The sequence below is a fragment of the Pseudomonas sp. AL03 genome, assembly GCF_029960815.1.
Lineage (GTDB): Bacteria > Pseudomonadota > Gammaproteobacteria > Pseudomonadales > Pseudomonadaceae > Aquipseudomonas.
Genome location: NZ_JASBRE010000001.1, coordinates 148,071 through 166,174 on the forward strand (window position 1 = coordinate 148,071; position 18,104 = coordinate 166,174).

Here is an 18,104-nt window from a genome sequence, read left to right on the forward strand (position 1 = left end):
GGCATACTGGGCGCCATCACAGTCGTCGTTGAAGGAACCTGTATGCAGTTGGACCCCGCGAGCGGTTGGTGTCAGGGTGTGCGTTTATGCCCCTCGCCCAACTTCAATGCGCGCCCCTCCGGCGAAATTTCCCTGCTGGTGATCCACAACATCAGTTTGCCGCCAGCGCAATTCGCCACCGGCAAGGTGCAGGAGTTTTTCCAGAATCGCCTGGATGTCACGGAGCATCCCTACTTTGAAGGGATCGCCGACCTGCGTGTGTCTGCGCACTTTTTGATCGAACGTGACGGCACAGTCACTCAGTTTGTCTCTTGTCTTGAGCGTGCCTGGCATGCTGGCGTCTCGAGTTTCGAAGGGCGGGAAACGTGTAACGATTTTTCCGTGGGCATCGAACTTGAAGGCACGGATGATCTGCCGTTCACCGATGCTCAGTATCAAGCGTTGACGACCCTGACCCGGCAGCTGCAAAGCGCCTTCACGGCCATCACCGCACAACGCATCTGCGGGCATAGCGACATCGCACCCGGGCGTAAAACCGATCCGGGACCCGCGTTCGACTGGGCACGCTATCGCGCCGCCCTGGCAAAAGAGGAACCACAATGAGTTTTCTGGTGTTGCTGTTGGCGGTCTGGATCGAGAAATTCTCGGCCCTGCGCCATCGGGTTCAGCGCGATGGCGGCTGGCTGCGGGAGCTGGCCAAGCTTGAAACCCGTTCGCGCCTGGTCAATCGTCCGTGGCTGATTTTGCTGATACTGGTGTTGTTGCCAGTGGCACTGCTGGGTTTGCTGCTGCTGGTGCTGGACCCGGTAGCTTACGGTCTGCTGGCGTTGCCGGTGCACCTGCTGGTGGTGATTTACAGTTTGGGCCGCGGCGATCTGCTGGCCGGTCTCGGGCCATTTCGCGATGCCTGGCGCCGGGAAGACCTGCAAGCTGCCGCTCATGTGGCGGACCGCGACCTGGGTATCTGCGCCGATAGTGGCGAACAACTGTTGGAACGGGTCGAAGGGCATCTGCTGTGGGAGGCTTATCAGAGCTTTTTCGCGGTGATTTTCTGGTACTTCCTGCTGGGTCCGGTCGCGGCCTTGAGCTATCGACTGCTGGCCCTGGCCGAAGAACACGGGCAGAACCCCGCCGTGGTTGAACGCGCCGCCCAACTGCGTCATGCGTTCGACTGGGTGCCGGTGCGTCTGCTGGCGGCGAGTTTTGCGTTGGTCGGCAACTTTGTCGCGGTCAGCCGGGTGATGTTGCATGAGCTGCTGAACTGGAACATCAGCGCCGCCCAATTGATCGAGAGGGTCGGGCTGGTGGCCGGTGAAATTCCAGCGCCAGTGGTCGGGCCTGACGGCATCAACAGCCTCGACCGGATCTGGGAACTGCTGCTGCGCGCGGCGGTGCTCTGGTACGCCGGTTTTGCGTTGTGGACCGTCCTTCCTTAATACGCCGATACCTTGTAGCAGCTGGCGCAGCCTGCGTCCGATCGCGGCCCGAGCCGGACGCAGGCTGCGCCAGCTGCTACAAGACCGAGTGCACCCCCCGTTAACCTTAAGTTACAAAACCTCCCGCCGATTTAAGCTATACAGAGCTAGCGCCGGATAGTGGCTATCTGCTGTCGACCCGCGCCGGCCAATAAAAAGAAGAAAATCAAAGGGAGACTTCCAGTGAAGAGCTTGCTCTATCCCGCTGTCGCGTTGATGAACCGCCTGAGCTTTGGCATGAAGTTCAGCCTGATCAGCGTGCTGTTTCTTGTGCCGATGCTGGTGACCAACTTCTATCTGGTACGCGATTCTTATCGAGAATTCCAGGGCACCCGCGTCGAACTGCAAAGCCTCGAGCTGCTGGGCAGCAGCCTGACGTTACGGCGCGATCTGGAAACCCTGAACAACCTGGTACAGATCAACGTCACCCTCGGTCAGTCCGGCAAGGCCGGTAATGTCGAGTCGCAGATCAGCACCTTGGGACAAAGCGTGCTCAGCCGTTTGCAAGGGTTGACGGCGATGACCACTGACCCCGAGCAGATCATCGTTTTCGAGGGTAAACGCGATGAAATGATCGCCGCGTTCAAGGCCCAGCAAGCGGAAAACTCCCTGCAAAGTAAAAGTGGGATGATCGGCAAGCTGCTCGGCAACGCGCAAATCTTCAGCCAGATCATCGCCAGTCAGGCCGGCCTCAGCCGCGACACTCAGAGCGACATGCGCCAGCTCAGCGACCTCATTACCAATGTCACCCCACCCGTTACACAGCTTCTGGGCGAAGGTCGGGCGATGGGCTCTTTTTCGCTGGGGCAGGGCTTTCTCAACTCGGCATCGAGTACCCGTTTTGATGAGTTGCTGGCGCAGATCGAAAAACTGCAGGCCGAATATGCCCTGAAGTTGCAGGACGCGCTCGGCTCCAGCAAAGCAGCACGGGAAACCCTGGCTGCTCAGACCGATAGCAGCAAGGCGTCGTTGAAAAAGGCCAGTGAACTGTTCGAAGAGCAGGTCGTCATGGCCGACACGCTCGATGCGCCTTGGCAGGGCTTTTACGATCAGGTCACGGGCCTGATGGACCAGACCTACCAACTTAATGAAGCCACTCTGAAGTTTCTCGGCACCCAGTTACAACAGCGACTGGAGCAGAACCGCACCCACATGGTCTTGCAGGCCGTAGCGTTGTCGGTGGTGTTTGTGTTGATTTTTTACCTCTACGGCGGCTTCTACGCCTCGACCCGCACCACCCTAAAGCGTCTTGGCGCGGTGATGGACAAAGTCGCGGCCGGCGACATGACGGTGACCTTCAACGCCAACAGCCGCGATGAACTGGGCGAGTTGGGTGAGGTGTTCAACGGCACCGTGAAGAAAATCCATGACCTGATCGAGCGAGTGGGGCAGACCGTCGGCGAGGTCGAACGCCAAGCCGGGCAGGTGCAGAACGTCTCCGCCCAGAGCAACCAGGCCGTGGCGGGGCAGCGCACGCAGATCGAGCAGGTCGCCACGGCTATGAACCAGATGTCGGCCACCTCCCTTGAGGTGGCGCGCAGTGCCGCAGCGGCGGTCAGTAGCGCCCACAGCGTCAATGACGAGACCATCAGCGGTCGCGGGCTGGTGGAGTCCCAGCAGGGCAGCATTGCTGCGCTTGCCAGTGAGATTGATCAGTCGGTGCTGGTGATCAATCAACTGGCCAGCGATAGCCAGTCCATCAGCCGCGTGCTGGAAGTCATCAAAAGCATCGCCGAGCAAACCAACCTGCTGGCGCTCAACGCGGCCATCGAAGCCGCTCGGGCCGGTGAGCAGGGGCGTGGTTTTGCGGTGGTGGCGGATGAGGTCCGGACCCTGGCCAAACGTACCCAGCAATCGACCGAAGAAATCGAGCAAATGATCGCCAAGCTGCACAGCGGTGTCGGCGCTGCGGTGAAGGCCATGGGTACCAGTCATCAGATGGCCAACGGTACCGTGGGGCAGTCGGAGAAGGTTCAGCAAGCGCTGGAGAACATCCTCGGCGCCGTCGGCATGATTGTCGATCAGAACCAGCAAATCGCCGCGGCGGTGGAGCAACAGACTGCTGTGGCCCATGACATCGACCAGAATATTGTCGAGATCAACCGCGCGGGTGAACGCACCGCCGAAGGGGCGCACCAGACCGAGGATGCCAGTCGTGCGTTGTCGGCTCAGGTGGTGGAGCTCAAACAGCTGATCAGCGCGTTTCGGGTGTGACTAACGCCAGTTGAACAGCTCACAGGCATTGGCAGTGCTGGCGGCGGCCAATTGCTCAGGGCTGATCGCCATGATTCCGGCCAGTGCCGAGCAGATCGCCGGAAGATGGGCCGGGCTGTTGCGTTGGCCGGGAAACATGGCGGGCGCCATGTCCGGGGAGTCGGTTTCCAGCACTACCGATTCAAGCGGTAACTCGACAAGTACGCGGTGCATGCGCAAGGCTTGAGGCCAGGTCGCAGCACCGCCCAAACCAAGTTTGAAACCAAGCTTGATGTACTCGCGGGCCTCTTCCTTGCTGCCGGCGAAGGCGTGGATGATTCCCGCGCGTTTCAACTTGAAGCGTTTAAGCGTGGCAATCACCGCCGCATGGCTGCGTCGCACATGAATCAGCGCTGGCAGATTGAAATCCGCTGCCAGTTGCAACTGCGCATCGAACAACGCCTGCTGGCGCTCGCGATCGAGAGTTTCGATGAAGTAATCCAGACCGATTTCGCCCACGGCGCACAACTGCCGATGGCCAGCCAGGCGGGTCAGCCAGTCGCCGAGTGCCGTCAGGTCTTCGGGACAATGATCATCCAGATACACCGGGTGCAAACCGAACGCCGCATGCAGATCGGGATCGCTTTGCACCAGATCCCAGAGCCGCTGCCAATTGCCCTGATAAACCCCCAGCACCACCATTCGCCGCACGCAGAGGGCGCGGCTCTCGGCCAGCAGCGCCGTGCGATCCTCGTCGAAGTCCGGAAAATCCAGATGAGTGTGGCTGTCGATCAGCTCCACGGTTCAGTCCTGGCGAATACGCTGCTTGAAGGTCCGCGCGATGGCCTGCACGCCGGGTTGGTAATCCGATTGCTCGATGGCGGCCAGGGCCAGTTCCAGGGCTTTATCGGCGATGAGCTGATGCTGCTGGGCCATGGCATTGACCGGCAGCGGCAGGAAATCCAGCAACTGTGTGTCACCGAACGTGCCGAGGCGCAGCGGGCGGGTTTTGAGCGGGAAATCGTGCAAGGCATCGAATACGCCCTGAAGCAGCACGTAGGACGTGGTCACCAGCGCATCCGGCAAATGGCCCAGACGCTGTAGCAATTCGTCCATCAACTGCTTGCCGCACTCACGGCTGAACGACTCGCCGTGCTCGATCAGCACCTCGCCTTTGAATCCGACCAAGGCTTCCTTGAAGCCTGCCGCCCGCTCCTGGCTGATGCTCAGTTCGGGGCGTGCGCCAATCAGTGCGATCTGCTTGGGCAGCGGGTCCAGTAGACTGCGGGTCAGTTGCAGGCTGGCCTCGCGGTCATCGCTGATCACCGAGCAGAAATGCTCAGGCGCCATGACCCGGTCGATCGCGATGATCGGAATGCCCTTGGCCTGCAATTGACGATAGCTGTCATCGCCGGCCGGCAGGCAACTGGCAACGATCAACGCATCGCAGCGCCTGGCCCGGAACAGTTGCAGCAACTGCCGTTCGCTGTCCGGCGCATCGTCGGAACTGGCGATCAGCAACTGATAGCCGCGAGCCCGGGCGCCTTGTTCCAACAGTTTGGCGATTCGTGCGTAACTGGGGTTTTCCAGGTCCGGCAGAATGAAACCCAAGGTGCGGGTGTGCCGACTGCGCAGCCCGGCAGCTTGAGGGTTGGGCGTAAAGCCATGTTGTTCGACGACCGCGCGCACGCGCTCGACGGTGGCACTGCTGATACGTTGTTGTTCTGCCTTGCCATTAATGACATAGCTGGCGGTGGTAACGGACACACCGGCCAACTGGGCGATATCACTGAGTTTCAACTCGGGATTTCCTTGTTTTTTTCGAGCTTGCCCGACATTTTCGCCAATCCTACCCGATTCAGGCAGACGACCATTGTCGCAGCACATCCGACAATTGGACTTCAAGGATGAGACATTATCGAGTAACGTGCCAATCATTCTAGATTAAACGTTTCAGCAGGCGTATTTTCTACGTTATAGGCTCCATTGTCGGTTCTGCCGTGAAACCGCCAAAACTGCCTCCTGAAAAGGTTTGCTTAAGAGCCTAAGCTGAATCGTTCAAAACAATACCTGGCGTCCGAAGACGCCAAAAAGGAGAAAGTATGCTCGAGCTCACCATAGAGCAGATTTCCATGGGCCAGTCGGCTGTGGACAAGTCCGCAGCGTTGCACCTGCTGGCCCAGCATCTGGTCGCCGATGGCCTGGTGGATGAGGGTTATCTCGCCGGGTTGCAGGCGCGCGAAGTACAGGGCTCGACCTTTCTCGGTCAAGGTATTGCCATCCCCCACGGTACGCCGGAAACCCGCGATCAGGTGTTTTCCACCGGTGTGCGGCTGATGCAGTTCCCCGAGGGTGTGGATTGGGGTGACGGTCAGATCGTCTACTTGGCGATTGGTATTGCGGCCAAATCCGATGAACACCTGCGCCTGTTGCAACTGCTGACCCGTGCCCTCGGCGAAACCGACTTGGGCCAGGCGCTGCGCCGCGCCAGTTCCGCCGAAGCCTTGTTGAAACTGTTGCAAGGCGCGCCACAAGAGCTGGCGCTGGATGCGCAGATGATCGGCCTTGGTGTGTCCGCCGATGACTTCGAAGAACTGGTTTGGCGCGGTGCACGTTTGCTGCGTCAGGCCGACTGTGTGAGCAACGGTTTCTCTGCGGTGTTGCAACAAGTCGAAGCGCTGCCGCTGGGCGATGGCCTGTGGTGGTTGCACAGTGAGCAAACGGTCAAGCGTCCGGGTCTGGCCTTCGTCACGCCGGACAAACCCATACGCTACCTCGGCCAACCGCTCAGTGGCCTGTTCTGCCTGGCCAGCCTCGGTGAAGCCCATCAGGCATTGCTCGAACGCCTTTGTGCGTTGCTGATCGAAGGTCGTGGCCATGAATTGGGCCGCGCCACCAGCAGCCGTAAAGTCCTCGAAGTCCTAGGTGGTGAACTGCCGGCTGATTGGCCCAGCGCTCGCATCGCGCTGGCCAACGCCCACGGGTTGCACGCGCGTCCGGCGAAGATTCTCGCGCAACTGGCGAAAAGTTTTGAAGGCGAAGTTCGCGTGCGCATTGTCGACGGCCAGGACAGCGCGGTGTCGGTGAAGAGCTTGAGTAAACTGCTCAGCCTCGGCGCCCGTCGCGGTCAGGTGCTGGAATTCATCGCCGAACCGAGCATCGCCGCCGACGCCTTGCCAGCCTTGTTGGCCGCTATTGAAGAAGGCCTCGGTGAAGAAGTCGAACCGCTGCCAGCCGTGAGTCAACAGCGCGAAGTGATTGCCGATGTGGCCGAGGTGATCCTCGCGCCAGCGTCCGGCAGTCTGGTTCAGGCCATTGCCGCCGCACCGGGCATCGCCATCGGCCCGGCGCACATTCAAGTGCTGCAAACTATCGATTACCCGCTGCGCGGTGAGTCTGCCGCCATCGAGCGCGAGCGCCTCAAACAGGCGTTGGCGGACGTGCGTCGCGACATCGAAGGCCTGATCGAACGCAGCACGTCCAAGGCCATTCGCGAGATTTTCATCACTCACCAGGAAATGCTCGACGACCCGGAATTGACCGATGAAGTCGACACCCGTCTCAAGCAAGGCGAAAGCGCCGAAGCGGCGTGGATGGCGGTGATTGAAGCGGCGGCCAAACAACAGGAGTCGCTGCAGGACGCGTTGCTCGCCGAGCGCGCGGCCGACTTGCGTGATATCGGTCGTCGGGTATTGGCGCAGTTGAGTGGCGTCGAAACCCCGAGCGAGCCTGAGCAACCGTACATTCTGGTGATGGATGAAGTCGGTCCGTCCGATGTCGCCCGCCTTGATCCGGCCCGCGTCGCCGGCATCCTCACCGCCCGTGGCGGCGCCACTGCTCACAGCGCAATTGTCGCCCGAGCCCTGGGGATTCCGGCACTGGTCGGCGCCGGTCCGGCCGTGTTGCTGCTGGCGCCGGGCACGCCGTTGCTGATTGATGGTCAGCGCGGCCGCCTGCACGTGGACGCCGACGCGGCGACTTTGCAGCGCGCCACCGAAGAGCGCGACACCCGCGAGCAACGTCTCAAAGCGGCCGCCGAACAACGCCATCAACCGGCGCTGACCACCGACGGTCATGCGGTCGAAGTGTTCGCCAATATGGGTGAAAGCGCAGGTGTCACCAGCGCGGTGGAGCAGGGCGCCGAAGGCATTGGCCTGCTGCGCACCGAACTGATTTTCATGGCCCACTCGCAAGCGCCGGACGAGGCGACCCAGGAAGTCGAATACCGCCGCGTCCTTGATGGCCTGGCCGGTCGTCCCTTGGTCGTTCGCACCCTCGACGTCGGCGGCGACAAACCGCTGCCGTACTGGCCGATTGCGAAAGAAGAAAACCCGTTCCTCGGCGTGCGCGGCATCCGCCTGACCCTGCAACGTCCGCAGATCATGGAAGCGCAATTGCGTGCCTTGCTGCGTGCTGCCGACAACCGTCCGTTGCGGATCATGTTCCCTATGGTCGGCAGCGTCGATGAATGGCGCCAGGCGCGGGACATGACCGAACGTCTGCGTGTGGAAATTCCGGTTGCCGACCTGCAACTGGGGATCATGATTGAAGTGCCGTCGGCTGCATTGCTCGCTCCGGTACTGGCCAAAGAGGTCGACTTCTTCAGCGTCGGCACCAATGACCTGACCCAATACACCCTGGCCATCGACCGTGGTCATCCGACCTTGTCGGCCCAGGCTGACGGCTTGCACCCGGCGGTGCTGCAACTGATTGACATCACCGTGCGCGCGGCACATGCCAACGGCAAGTGGGTCGGCGTGTGCGGCGAGTTGGCGGCCGATCCGCTGGCGGTGCCGGTGCTGGTCGGTCTGGGTGTGGATGAGCTCAGTGTCTCGGGTCGCAACATTGCCGAGGTCAAGGCGCGGATTCGCGAACTCAACCTGGCCCAGACTCAAATCCTTGCCCAGCAGGCCTTGGCCGTGGGCAGCGCAAACGAAGTGCGCGCATTAGTGGAGGCCCTGTAATGGCCAAGATCCTAACCCTGACCCTCAACCCGGCGCTGGACCTCACCGTTCAGTTGCCGGTACTTGCCCCTGGTCAGGTTAACCGTAGTGACGAGATGCACACGCATGCCGCCGGTAAAGGCGTGAACGTGGCACAAGTGCTGGCGGACCTCGGGCATCAGCTCACGGTCAGCGGTTTCCTCGGGGAGGACAACCTTCAAGCGTTCGAAACCCTGTTCGCCAAGCGCGGGTTTGTCGACGCGTTCATCCGGGTTCCAGGTGAAACTCGCAGCAACATCAAACTGGCGGAAAGCGATGGGCGCATCACCGACATCAACGGTCCCGGACCCTTGGTGAGTGAAGCCGCGCAGCAGGCATTGCTCGATTGCCTCGACCAGATTGCACCGGGGCATGACGCGGTCGTCGTTGCCGGCAGCCTGCCTCAAGGCATCAGTCCTCAATGGTTGCAGGCGTTGATTGTGCGGTTGAAAAATCTCGGTTTGAACGTGGCGCTGGACACCAGCGGTGAAGCCTTGCGGGCGGCGCTCAAGGCTGGCCCGTGGCTGATCAAACCCAATACCGAAGAGCTGGCCGACGCGCTGGGTTGTGAGGTGGTTTCGGTGGCTGCGCAAGCGCAAACCGCGAGCCGTTTGCATGCTCAAGGCATCGAGCACGTGGTGATCTCCGACGGCGCCGATGGCGTGAACTGGTTCAGTGTCGGCTCGGCGATGCATGCCACGCCGCCCAAGGTCAGTGTCGTCAGCACGGTGGGCGCAGGCGATTCGTTACTGGCCGGCATGCTCCACGGTTTGCTCAGCGCCGACACGCCTGAACAGACCTTGCGCACCGCCACGGCGATTGCCGCGATGGCGGTCACCCAGATCGGTTTCGGTATTGGCGACGCCACGCAGTTGGCGCGGCTCGAACAGGGCGTGCGCATGCGCACCCTGACAGAACAATAAGAGGGTTTGTAATGAAGTTAGCGATTGTTACGGCCTGCCCGAACGGCATGGTCACCAGCGTGCTGTGCGCCCGTTTGCTCGATGCAGCGGCCCAGCGTCAGGGCTGGAGCACCAGTGTTGAAGTCAACGATGCCGCGCACCCTGAACGTCAATTGTCGGCGGCCACGATCGAGGCGGCCGAGTGGGTGTTGCTGGTGACCAGCGCGACGGTGGATATGTCGCGATTCGTCGGCAAACGCGTCTTCCAAACCACCCCGGCGCAAGCCCTGCAAGATGTGGAAGCGGTGCTACGGCGCGGTGCTGAAGAAGCTCAAGTCTACGTCGCGCCAGACGTCGTCACCGAGCCTGTTGCCGTGGTAAAAAATGCGCCGCGACTGGTTGCAGTGACCGCATGCCCTACCGGCGTTGCTCACACTTTCATGGCCGCTGAAGCCTTGCAGCAAGCGGCAAAACGCTTGGGCTACGACCTGCAAGTGGAAACCCAGGGCTCGGTCGGTGCGCGCAATCCGCTCAACGCCGCAGCGATTGCCGATGCTGATGTGGTGCTGCTGGCGGCGGACATCGAAGTCGCCACCGAGCGTTTCGCCGGCAAGAAGATTTACCGTTGTGGCACCGGCATCGCCCTCAAACAAGCCGAGACGACGCTGAACAAGGCGTTGGCCGAAGGCACGCAGGAAACCGCATCGACCGGTGCCAAAGGCCCGGCCAGGCAAGAGAAAACCGGTGTCTACAAACACCTGCTGACGGGCGTGTCGTTCATGCTGCCGATGGTGGTGGCGGGCGGTCTGATGATCGCCTTGTCGTTCGTGTTTGGCATCACGGCATTCAAGGAGGAAGGCACGCTCGCGGCAGCCCTGATGCAGATCGGCGGCGAGACCGCGTTCAAGCTGATGGTGCCGCTGTTGGCGGGTTACATTGCCTACTCGATCGCCGACCGTCCGGGCCTGGCGCCGGGGATGATTGGCGGTCTGCTGGCAAGCACCCTGGGCGCCGGTTTTATCGGCGGGATCATTGCCGGTTTCATCGCCGGTTACGCGGCTCAGGCGATCAATCGTTATGCGCGCTTGCCACAAAGTCTTGAGGCACTGAAACCGATTTTGATCATTCCGTTGCTGGCAAGCCTGTTCACCGGTCTGGTGATGATCTACGTGGTGGGTAAACCGGTGGCCGGTATGCTCGAAGGGCTTACGCACTTCCTCGACAGCATGGGCACCACCAACGCAATTCTGCTCGGTGTGTTGCTGGGCGGGATGATGTGCGTCGACCTTGGCGGTCCGATCAACAAAGCCGCGTATGCGTTCTCGGTTGGGCTGCTGGCGTCGCAAAGTTATGCACCGATGGCGGCGACCATGGCGGCCGGCATGGTGCCGCCGATTGGCCTGGGTATCGCCACATTCATCGCGAGACGCAAGTTCGCCCAGGCTGAACGCGAGGCCGGTAAAGCGGCGTTGGTGTTGGGGCTGTGTTTTATCTCCGAAGGCGCGATTCCGTTTGCCGCCAAGGACCCGTTGCGAGTGATCCCGGCGAGCATTGCCGGTGGTGCATTGACCGGTGCGCTGTCGATGTACTTCGGCTGCAAACTGATGGCGCCGCACGGCGGGTTGTTCGTGCTGGCGATCCCGAATGCGATCAACCATGCACTGTTGTATCTGCTGGCGATTGTGGCCGGGAGTTTGCTGACGGCGGTAGCGTATGCGCTGCTCAAGCGGCCGGAAGTTGTTGAAATGGCCGCGGAGCCCGTCAGCGCCTGACACCCAACCCCCTGTAGGAGCGAGGCTTGCCCGCGAAGGCGGTTTTACATTCAACAAAGATGGTGACTGTCAGGCCGCCTTCGCGGGCAAGCCTCGCTCCTACAGGGGGAGGTGTCACGTCGGTTTCATGCGCGCATGTTTTAGTTTCTCTTTTTCAGGGAGAACACCATGAGCGAATTCGACCTCGGCCGTCGTCGTGTCATTCAAGCCGTTGGTGCCGGGCTGTTGTTGCCAGGCCTGGCGCCGGCGGTGATCGCTTCGGTCAAGGATCGTCCGCAACTCACCGATGGCGTGCAGTCCGGCGACCTGCTGGGTGACCGGGCGATGATCTGGAGCCGCTGCGATCGCCCGGCGCGGATGGTGGTGGAATGGGACACCCGCAGCCTGTTCAGTAACCCTCGTCGTTTTGTCTCGCCATTGGCCGTCTCCAATACTGATTTCACCGCCCGGGTCGAACTCACTGGCTTGCCCGCCGACCAGGCGATTTTCTACCGCGTGCACTTCGAAGACGCCCAGAGCGGTGTCGCCAGCGAACCGTGGTTTGGCCATCTGCGCAGCGTGCCGCAAACCCGTCGCGACATTCGTTTCGTCTGGAGCGGCGACACCGTCGGCCAGGGCTTCGGCATCAACCCGGACATCGGCGGCATGCGTATCTACGAAGCCATGCGTTTGCGCCTGCCAGACTTCTTTATCCACAGCGGCGACACCATCTACGCCGACGGTCCCGTACCTGCGCAGCTCACCACAGAGAGCGGCCGTGTGTGGCGCAACATCACCACTGAAGCCAAGAGCAAAGTCGCGGAAACCCTCGATGAGTATCGCGGCAATTACCGCTACAACCTGATGGACGAAAACATCCGCCGCTTCAACGCCGAGGTCCCGCAGATCTGGCAGTGGGATGATCACGAAGTGCTGAACAATTGGTCGCCGGGCAAGCAACTCGATGAGCGCTACAAGAGTAAAGATATCCACAGCCTGGTCGGTCGCGCGCGTCAGGCCTGGCTCGAATACGCACCGATGCGGTTACAGAGTGCCGACGGCGGTGGGCGGATTTATCGCAAGCTCAATTACGGGCCGTTGCTCGATGTGTTCGTGCTGGATATGCGCAGCTATCGCGAAGCCAATGACGAAAACCTGGGGGCCGCAAAACCGTTCCTCGGCCGTGAACAATTGGACTGGCTCGAGCGTGAATTGAAGGCCTCCAATGCCCAGTGGAAAGTCATCGCCGCCGACATGCCGATTGGTCTCGGCGTACCGGATGGTGAAGTCAGTCCCGGTGTGGCGCGTTGGGAAGCTGTGGCCAATGGCGATCCGGGACCGGCCCAGGGGCGTGAGCTGGAAATTGCCGAGTTGTTGGGCTTCCTGCGGGCGCAGCAGGTGCGCAATTTTGTCTGGCTGACGGCGGATGTGCATTACTGCGCAGCGCACCACTACCATCCGGAGCGTGCGGCGTTTCAGGATTTCGAACCGTTCTGGGAGTTTGTCGCCGGTCCTTTGAATGCGGGCAGCTTCGGGCCTAATTCGCTGGATAAAACCTTTGGTCCTGAAGTGGTGTTCGAGAAAGCACCACCGGCACAGAACACCTCACCGTTTGCCGGGTTTCAGTTTTTTGGTGAGGTGAACATTGATGGGCAGACGGGGGAGATGAGTGTGGTGTTGCGGGATTTGGATGGGGTGGGGGTGTTTCAACAAAAGTTGCAGCCGGTTTGAAAATGAAGTCGCGAGCAGACACAAGATCCCATGTGGGAGCGAGCTTGCTCCCACATGGGATGTGGGGGGATCAGTAGACGTCGCGGCGATAACGGCCTTGCTCGATCAACCGGTCGACTTCTGTAATCCCGAGCACTTCGTTGAGCACGTGATCCACGCCTGAAGCCATCCCTTGCAAGCTGCCGCAGATGTAAATAACGGCACCGTCAGCCAACCACTTCTTCAACTCCCCAGCCGACTCACGCAGTCGATCCTGCACATAAATCTTCTCGGCCTGATCCCGCGAGAACGCCAGGTCCAACTTCTCCAGATCCCCCGAAATCAGCCATTCCTCAAGCTCGGCGCGGCACAGGTAGTCATGTTCCCGATGACGTTCGCCGAACAACAGCCAATGACGTTGCTGCCCATCGGCGATCCGCGCCTTGAGCAAACTCCGCAGCCCGGCCAAGCCGGTGCCGTTGCCCAGCAAAATCATCGGTACCGGCTGGGCCGGCAGGTGGAAACCGCTGTTGCGCCGTACGCGCAAGCTGATGGTGCCGCCCACAGGAGCCTGTTCGGTCAACCAGCCGGAGCCGACGCCCAAGCGGCCATCGGGGTGCAGTTCCTGGCGCACGATCAGTTCGAGGATGCCGTCGGCGGCGATCGAGGCGATGGAGTATTCGCGCATGGCCAGGGGCACCAAGGCATTCACCAGTGCCTGGGCATGCAGGCCGACCAGATGGGTTCTGTTTTCGGGCAGTTGTCGACTGGCGAGGGCTTGCTCCAGCGGTTGCGACAGGCTGTCGAGCGTCACCGTGGCCCGACCGTCAATGCCCAGGCCATCGAGGAAATGTTCGATTGCCCATGGGCAATTGCGCGGCAACACTTCCACCAGGTCACCGGCCAGCCAACTGCTGGTGGACGGGGCGGTGAGGCCGAGCAAGTACACGCCCGAACCGGTGCTGTCAGGGTTGAGCCGTTCGCGGCGGGTCAGTGTCCAGTTGTCGTAGCTCGGCGCTTGCCAGGTGTCCATGGGCGCTTGTCCGGTCAGCAGGGCGAGTTGCTGCTGCCAGTGACGCAAGGCGTAAGGGTCGCCGCTGTCGACTTCTACCGGCGCGAACAGGGTCTTGCCGCCATGCTCGCCCAGCCAGGTGTGCAAGCGTCGGGCGAAACCGCAGAAGTGCTGATACTGGCGATCGCCAAGCCCAAGCACGGCGTAGTTCAGGCTTTCCAGGCTCAATGCCTGGCCCAGCACTTTGCGCTCAAACCTGCGGGCGCTGTCCGGCGCTTCACCGTCGCCGAAGGTGCTGACCACGAACAGCGCATTGCCGGAATCACGCAGATCCTGCTCGCTGACATCCGCCAGCGGCTGAACCTTCACCGGCAATCCGGCTGCTTGCAATTGTCCTGCGGTCTGCCATGCCAGTTGCTCGGCGAACCCGCTCTGGCTGGCGAAACCGATCAACCATGCGGGAGCGTCGCTACCCGGTTGCGCGAGACCTTTGCGGGCTTCTTTGGCATGACGTTTTTTGCGTCGACGATCGAGGTACAACAACCACCCGGTGACGAAAAACAGCGGCATCGTCAGTGCGGTCATCGTCAGGATAATCCGCCCGACAATGCCGAAGTAGCTGCCGACGTGCAGCGCGTAAATGCTGGTCAGCAGTTGCGCCTTGAGGCTCTTGTCGCTGTAGCGGTCATGCCGTTTGACGATGCCGGTCGCTGGATCGAGGCTGATCTGGTTCAGCGCGCGGTCGTGGGGCGAGCTGCTCAAAAGGTAGAACACGGTGGCCGGCTGCCCGGCCACTGACGGCATGCGGATGTTGTAGGCACTCAGTGCTGGACCTGCAGCGCTGTAGAGGCTGCTCCACATCACTGCGTAATCGGCGGTGGGCGCCGGGCCGCTCGGTGCGGGGCCACGACCGTCCCGAGCACGCTCATTCTGCGGCGAGTCGGAAAGTAATTGGGTCAGACCCTTTTTGTACCACTCATAGGACCAGGACAACCCGGTCAGCGCCGCCAGAAGGTAAAACACCAGGCACCAGGTGCCGGCCACCGAGTGCAAATCCCAGTTGAAGCTGCGGCCCTTTTTCTTCCAGTCGAGGGTCAGCCAGGCGCGCCAGCTTTTCCACTGACGTGGCCAGCGCAGGTACAGACCGGACAGGCAGAAGAACACCAGAATCAGCGTGCACGCGCCGGTGATCTGCCGACCGGTATCGCCCATGGCGAGGAAACGGTGCAGTTGCAGCATCAGGCCGAAGAAGTCCTGGCCAGTGGCGTCGCCCATGAACTCGGCGGTGTACGGGTCGAAGTAGCGCATCTCGCCGCGGCGCTCACCCGGCGGTGGGGTAAAGGACACCCGCGCGGCGTTGCCGCTGTCGGTCTCGACCCAGAGCATCGCGACTTTCTTGCCAGATGCACCCTCGATTTTCTCCACCAGCTCAACGGGCGGCAGGACGCCAGCGACCTGCTTCTCGACCTGCAACACAGAAGGGTTCAGCGCGCGCAGGATTTCATCCTGAAACGACACCGTCGCCCCGGTGATGCCCATCAGGGCCAGTACCAGTCCGGCGCTGATGCCGAAAAACCAGTGCAACTGGAACAGGGTTTTCTTCAACACGTCGCTCGCCTTGCTCGTTCGGAAATAATCATCACGGCGCGCATTATGCCGTGGGTTGTCGAGAAACATTCTTTTTACGCACAAAAGCCCCGTTCACTTGGATGAACGGGGCCTTGGTCTTCACGCGTCTATCAGAAGTGGAAGTTGGTGCTCAGCAGGGCGGTACGACCCGCCGCCACGTGGGCGTAGTGCGTCTGGAACACCTGGTCGAAGTAACGTTTGTCGGTCAGGTTCTGTACGTTGAGTTGCAGGTCGACGTTTTTGGTCAGGCGATAGCTGGCCATTGCGTCGTAGCGCCAGTAGGAAGGGATCTCCACCGAGTTGGCGACGTTACCGAACTGCGAATCGACAAAGGTCGCACCGGCGCCGACGGTCAACTTGTCCGGTACCAGGTCGTAGGTCGACCAGAACGTGAAGTTGTTCCGAGGGGTGCTTGGCATGTGGTTGCCTTCATCGGCGGCGAGGGTGGTTTTGACCACTTCGCTTTCCATGTAGGTGTAGCCGCCGAAGACCCTCCAGTGACGGGTCAGCTTGCCGCTGTAGCTCAGTTCCACACCATTGACCTGCTGTTCGCCGTCCAGCACTTGAGTGGTGCCGCCGTCCGGATCGTTCATGCGTGCGTTGGTTTTCTCGGTGCGGAACAGTGCGGCGGTCAGCGACAGGTCGTCACCGAAGAAGTCCCACTTGGTGCCGATCTCGTAGTTGCGGTTCTTTTCCGGGTCCAGATCGCTGTTGTTCGCCGCCAGTTCCAGGCCACCGTTGCCGCTGGTTTCACCGGACGGGTTGCTGGAGGTGGAGTAGGCCGCGTAGATGCTGCCGTTAGGCAACACGTTGTAGACCACGCCGATCTGGTAGTTGACCAGGTCGCTGGTGTTCTCACGGGAGAAGTCGTTCGCTGGAGCGGTGCTGTTAGCGTTGGCGTGGCCGCTGGATTCGACCTGGTAGTTGTCATAACGCAGGCCCAGGTTCAGGGACCATTGCTCGTTGAACTTCAGCGTGTCGAACACGTAGGCCGCAGCGGTCTTGGTGTTGGTGTCGGTAAACGCGGCGCTGTCGGTGATCCTGCCGTTCCAGTTATCCCCAGGCGTCGGGTTTTGCAGGCTGGTGCAGTCGCCGGAGTTGAACAGGGCACGGTTACAGCGGGTGCCGCTGGCGGTCGAGGTCAGGATGTACGGGCGGTTGTGGGTGTCTTGATAGGAAAACTCAAGCCCGGTGACCAGGCTGTGCTCGATGGCGCCGGTGTTGAACTTGGCACTCAGGTCGGTCTGGTTGATCCAGCCGCTGGACGTCGAATTACGGCTTTTCGCGCCGCGATACACGTTGCCATTGACCACGTTGCCCTTGCTGTCGTCCGGGTTGGTGACGATGTAGTCGAGTGTCGAACGGGACATGCGGAAGCTGTTCGAGACGGTCAGGTCATCATTCAGATCGTGTTCGATCTTGAGGGTGCCGCTGTCGTTGCTGGTCTGGCGATAGTCGCGACCGGTGAGGCCGTAGAAGTTGTCGCGATCGACATGCGCGGGTTTATCGACGTTGTACTTGCTGCGGTTGGGGCTCAAGGTCAACGGGAGGCCGTAGTCGGGCATGTCGTCGGTTTCGACGTGGTAGTAGCCGACGGTCAGGCGGGTGTCGGTACCCAGGCCAAACGCGAAGGAAGGTGCCACGCCCCAACGGCTGACGTCCACGGCATCACGGCCGGCGACGTTGGCTTCATGCTTCATCAGGTTCAGACGGAAGGCCGAGGTGTCGGTCATCTGCTGGTTCAGATCGAGGGTGGTGCGCTTGGTCTGGTCCGAGCCCCAGGTGAAGCCGCCGTTGTAGGCATTGCCCAGCTTGGCGGTCTTGCTCACCAGGTTCAGGCTGCCACCGGTGGAACCCGCGCCAGTAAAGGCCGATCCCGGGCCCTTGCTGACTTCGATCGATTCTACGTTGAAGATCTCGCGGCTCTGGGATGCCGGGTCGCGCATGCCGTCGACGAACGTGTCGCTTTCAGCGTTGAAGCCACGAATGATCGGACGATCGCCGGCCGGGTTGCCGCCTTCACCGGCACCGAAAGTGATACCCGGCGTGGTACGCAGCGCGTCGACCAGACTGGTGGCGCCCGTGTCGCGAATCACTTGTTGCGGAATAACGGTGACGCTTTTCGGCGTTTCACGCAGCGGTGCCGTGTATTTCTTGGAGGCCGAGGTATCAGTCTTGTAGGAGGTCTCGTCCTGGGCTTCGCCGTTGATAGCAGTAGCACCCAGGGAAATCACGTTGCTCGGTGCTTTTTCGTCGGTTTTTTCAGCCGCAAAAGCCATGTGGCCCGCAGAGCTGGCAGTGATCGCCACGCCAATTGCAGACGCGAGCAAACGCGGTGAACTGACCGGTAATTGTGGTTGTTGACGTGACATGAGAATTCCCCTCCCCAAGGATTTGAGGCCGCGGAATATAGGGTAAATACGTATCTGTATCAATTGCGAAACGTTACT

Annotated in this window: 11 protein-coding genes; 7 read left to right on the top strand and 4 right to left on the bottom strand. The window is 60.9% G+C overall.

Annotated features, from left to right (window positions below; translation table 11 throughout):
* Positions 1–42 precede the first annotated feature (42 nt).
* From ampD to QK293_RS00660, 3 genes are all read left to right on the top strand, one after another.
* Positions 43–603, top strand: coding sequence for a 1,6-anhydro-N-acetylmuramyl-L-alanine amidase AmpD (gene ampD / locus QK293_RS00650; RefSeq protein WP_282375003.1), 561 nt, complete (start codon positions 43–45; stop codon positions 601–603).
* Positions 600–1,436 (top strand): regulatory signaling modulator protein AmpE, encoded by an 837-nt coding sequence (ampE, locus tag QK293_RS00655; RefSeq protein ID WP_282375004.1) that lies wholly within the window; start codon positions 600–602, stop codon positions 1,434–1,436. The genes ampD and ampE overlap by 4 nt, the downstream gene beginning before the upstream one ends.
* A 222-nt stretch (positions 1,437–1,658) precedes the next feature.
* Complete coding sequence (locus QK293_RS00660) at positions 1,659–3,689, top strand: methyl-accepting chemotaxis protein (protein WP_282375005.1); 2,031 nt, start codon at positions 1,659–1,661, stop codon at positions 3,687–3,689.
* Here QK293_RS00660 and QK293_RS00665 read toward each other — a convergent pair whose 3' ends face one another.
* Together QK293_RS00665 and cra are read right to left on the bottom strand one after the other, a co-directional pair.
* Positions 3,690–4,469 (bottom strand): TatD family hydrolase, encoded by a 780-nt coding sequence (locus QK293_RS00665; protein WP_282375007.1) that lies wholly within the window; start codon positions 4,467–4,469, stop codon positions 3,690–3,692. It abuts the gene before it with no gap.
* A gap of 3 nt (positions 4,470–4,472) precedes the next feature.
* On the bottom strand, positions 4,473–5,468 hold the full coding sequence (gene cra, locus QK293_RS00670; protein WP_282375009.1) for a catabolite repressor/activator: 996 nt from the start codon (positions 5,466–5,468) through the stop codon (positions 4,473–4,475).
* 302 nt (positions 5,469–5,770) lie between these two features.
* Here cra and ptsP point away from each other — a divergent pair, with 302 nt between their 5' ends.
* From ptsP to QK293_RS00690, 4 genes are all read left to right on the top strand, one after another.
* A complete protein-coding gene (ptsP, locus tag QK293_RS00675; protein WP_282375010.1) occupies positions 5,771–8,632 on the top strand; it encodes a phosphoenolpyruvate--protein phosphotransferase in 2,862 nt (953 codons plus the stop codon).
* Positions 8,632–9,573, top strand: a complete 942-nt coding sequence (gene pfkB, locus QK293_RS00680; protein WP_282375012.1) for a 1-phosphofructokinase — start codon at positions 8,632–8,634, stop codon at positions 9,571–9,573. The genes ptsP and pfkB overlap by 1 nt, the downstream gene beginning before the upstream one ends.
* 11 nt (positions 9,574–9,584) lie before the next feature.
* The gene (locus QK293_RS00685; protein WP_282375014.1) at positions 9,585–11,324 is read left to right on the top strand and encodes a PTS fructose-like transporter subunit IIB; all 1,740 of its coding nucleotides are present in this window, start codon (positions 9,585–9,587) and stop codon (positions 11,322–11,324) included.
* Positions 11,325–11,492: 168 nt separating this feature from the next.
* Positions 11,493–13,034, top strand: a complete 1,542-nt coding sequence (locus QK293_RS00690) for an alkaline phosphatase D family protein (protein WP_282375015.1) — start codon at positions 11,493–11,495, stop codon at positions 13,032–13,034.
* Positions 13,035–13,104: 70 nt separating this feature from the next.
* Here QK293_RS00690 and QK293_RS00695 read toward each other — a convergent pair whose 3' ends face one another.
* Complete coding sequence (locus tag QK293_RS00695; RefSeq protein ID WP_282375016.1) at positions 13,105–15,633, bottom strand: sulfite reductase flavoprotein subunit alpha; 2,529 nt, start codon at positions 15,631–15,633, stop codon at positions 13,105–13,107.
* Positions 15,634–15,764: 131 nt separating this feature from the next.
* Positions 15,765–18,026 carry a TonB-dependent siderophore receptor gene (locus QK293_RS00700; protein ID WP_282375017.1) on the bottom strand — a complete coding sequence of 754 codons (2,262 nt, stop codon included), beginning with the start codon at positions 18,024–18,026 and terminating at the stop codon, positions 15,765–15,767.
* Positions 18,027–18,104 lie beyond the last annotated feature (78 nt).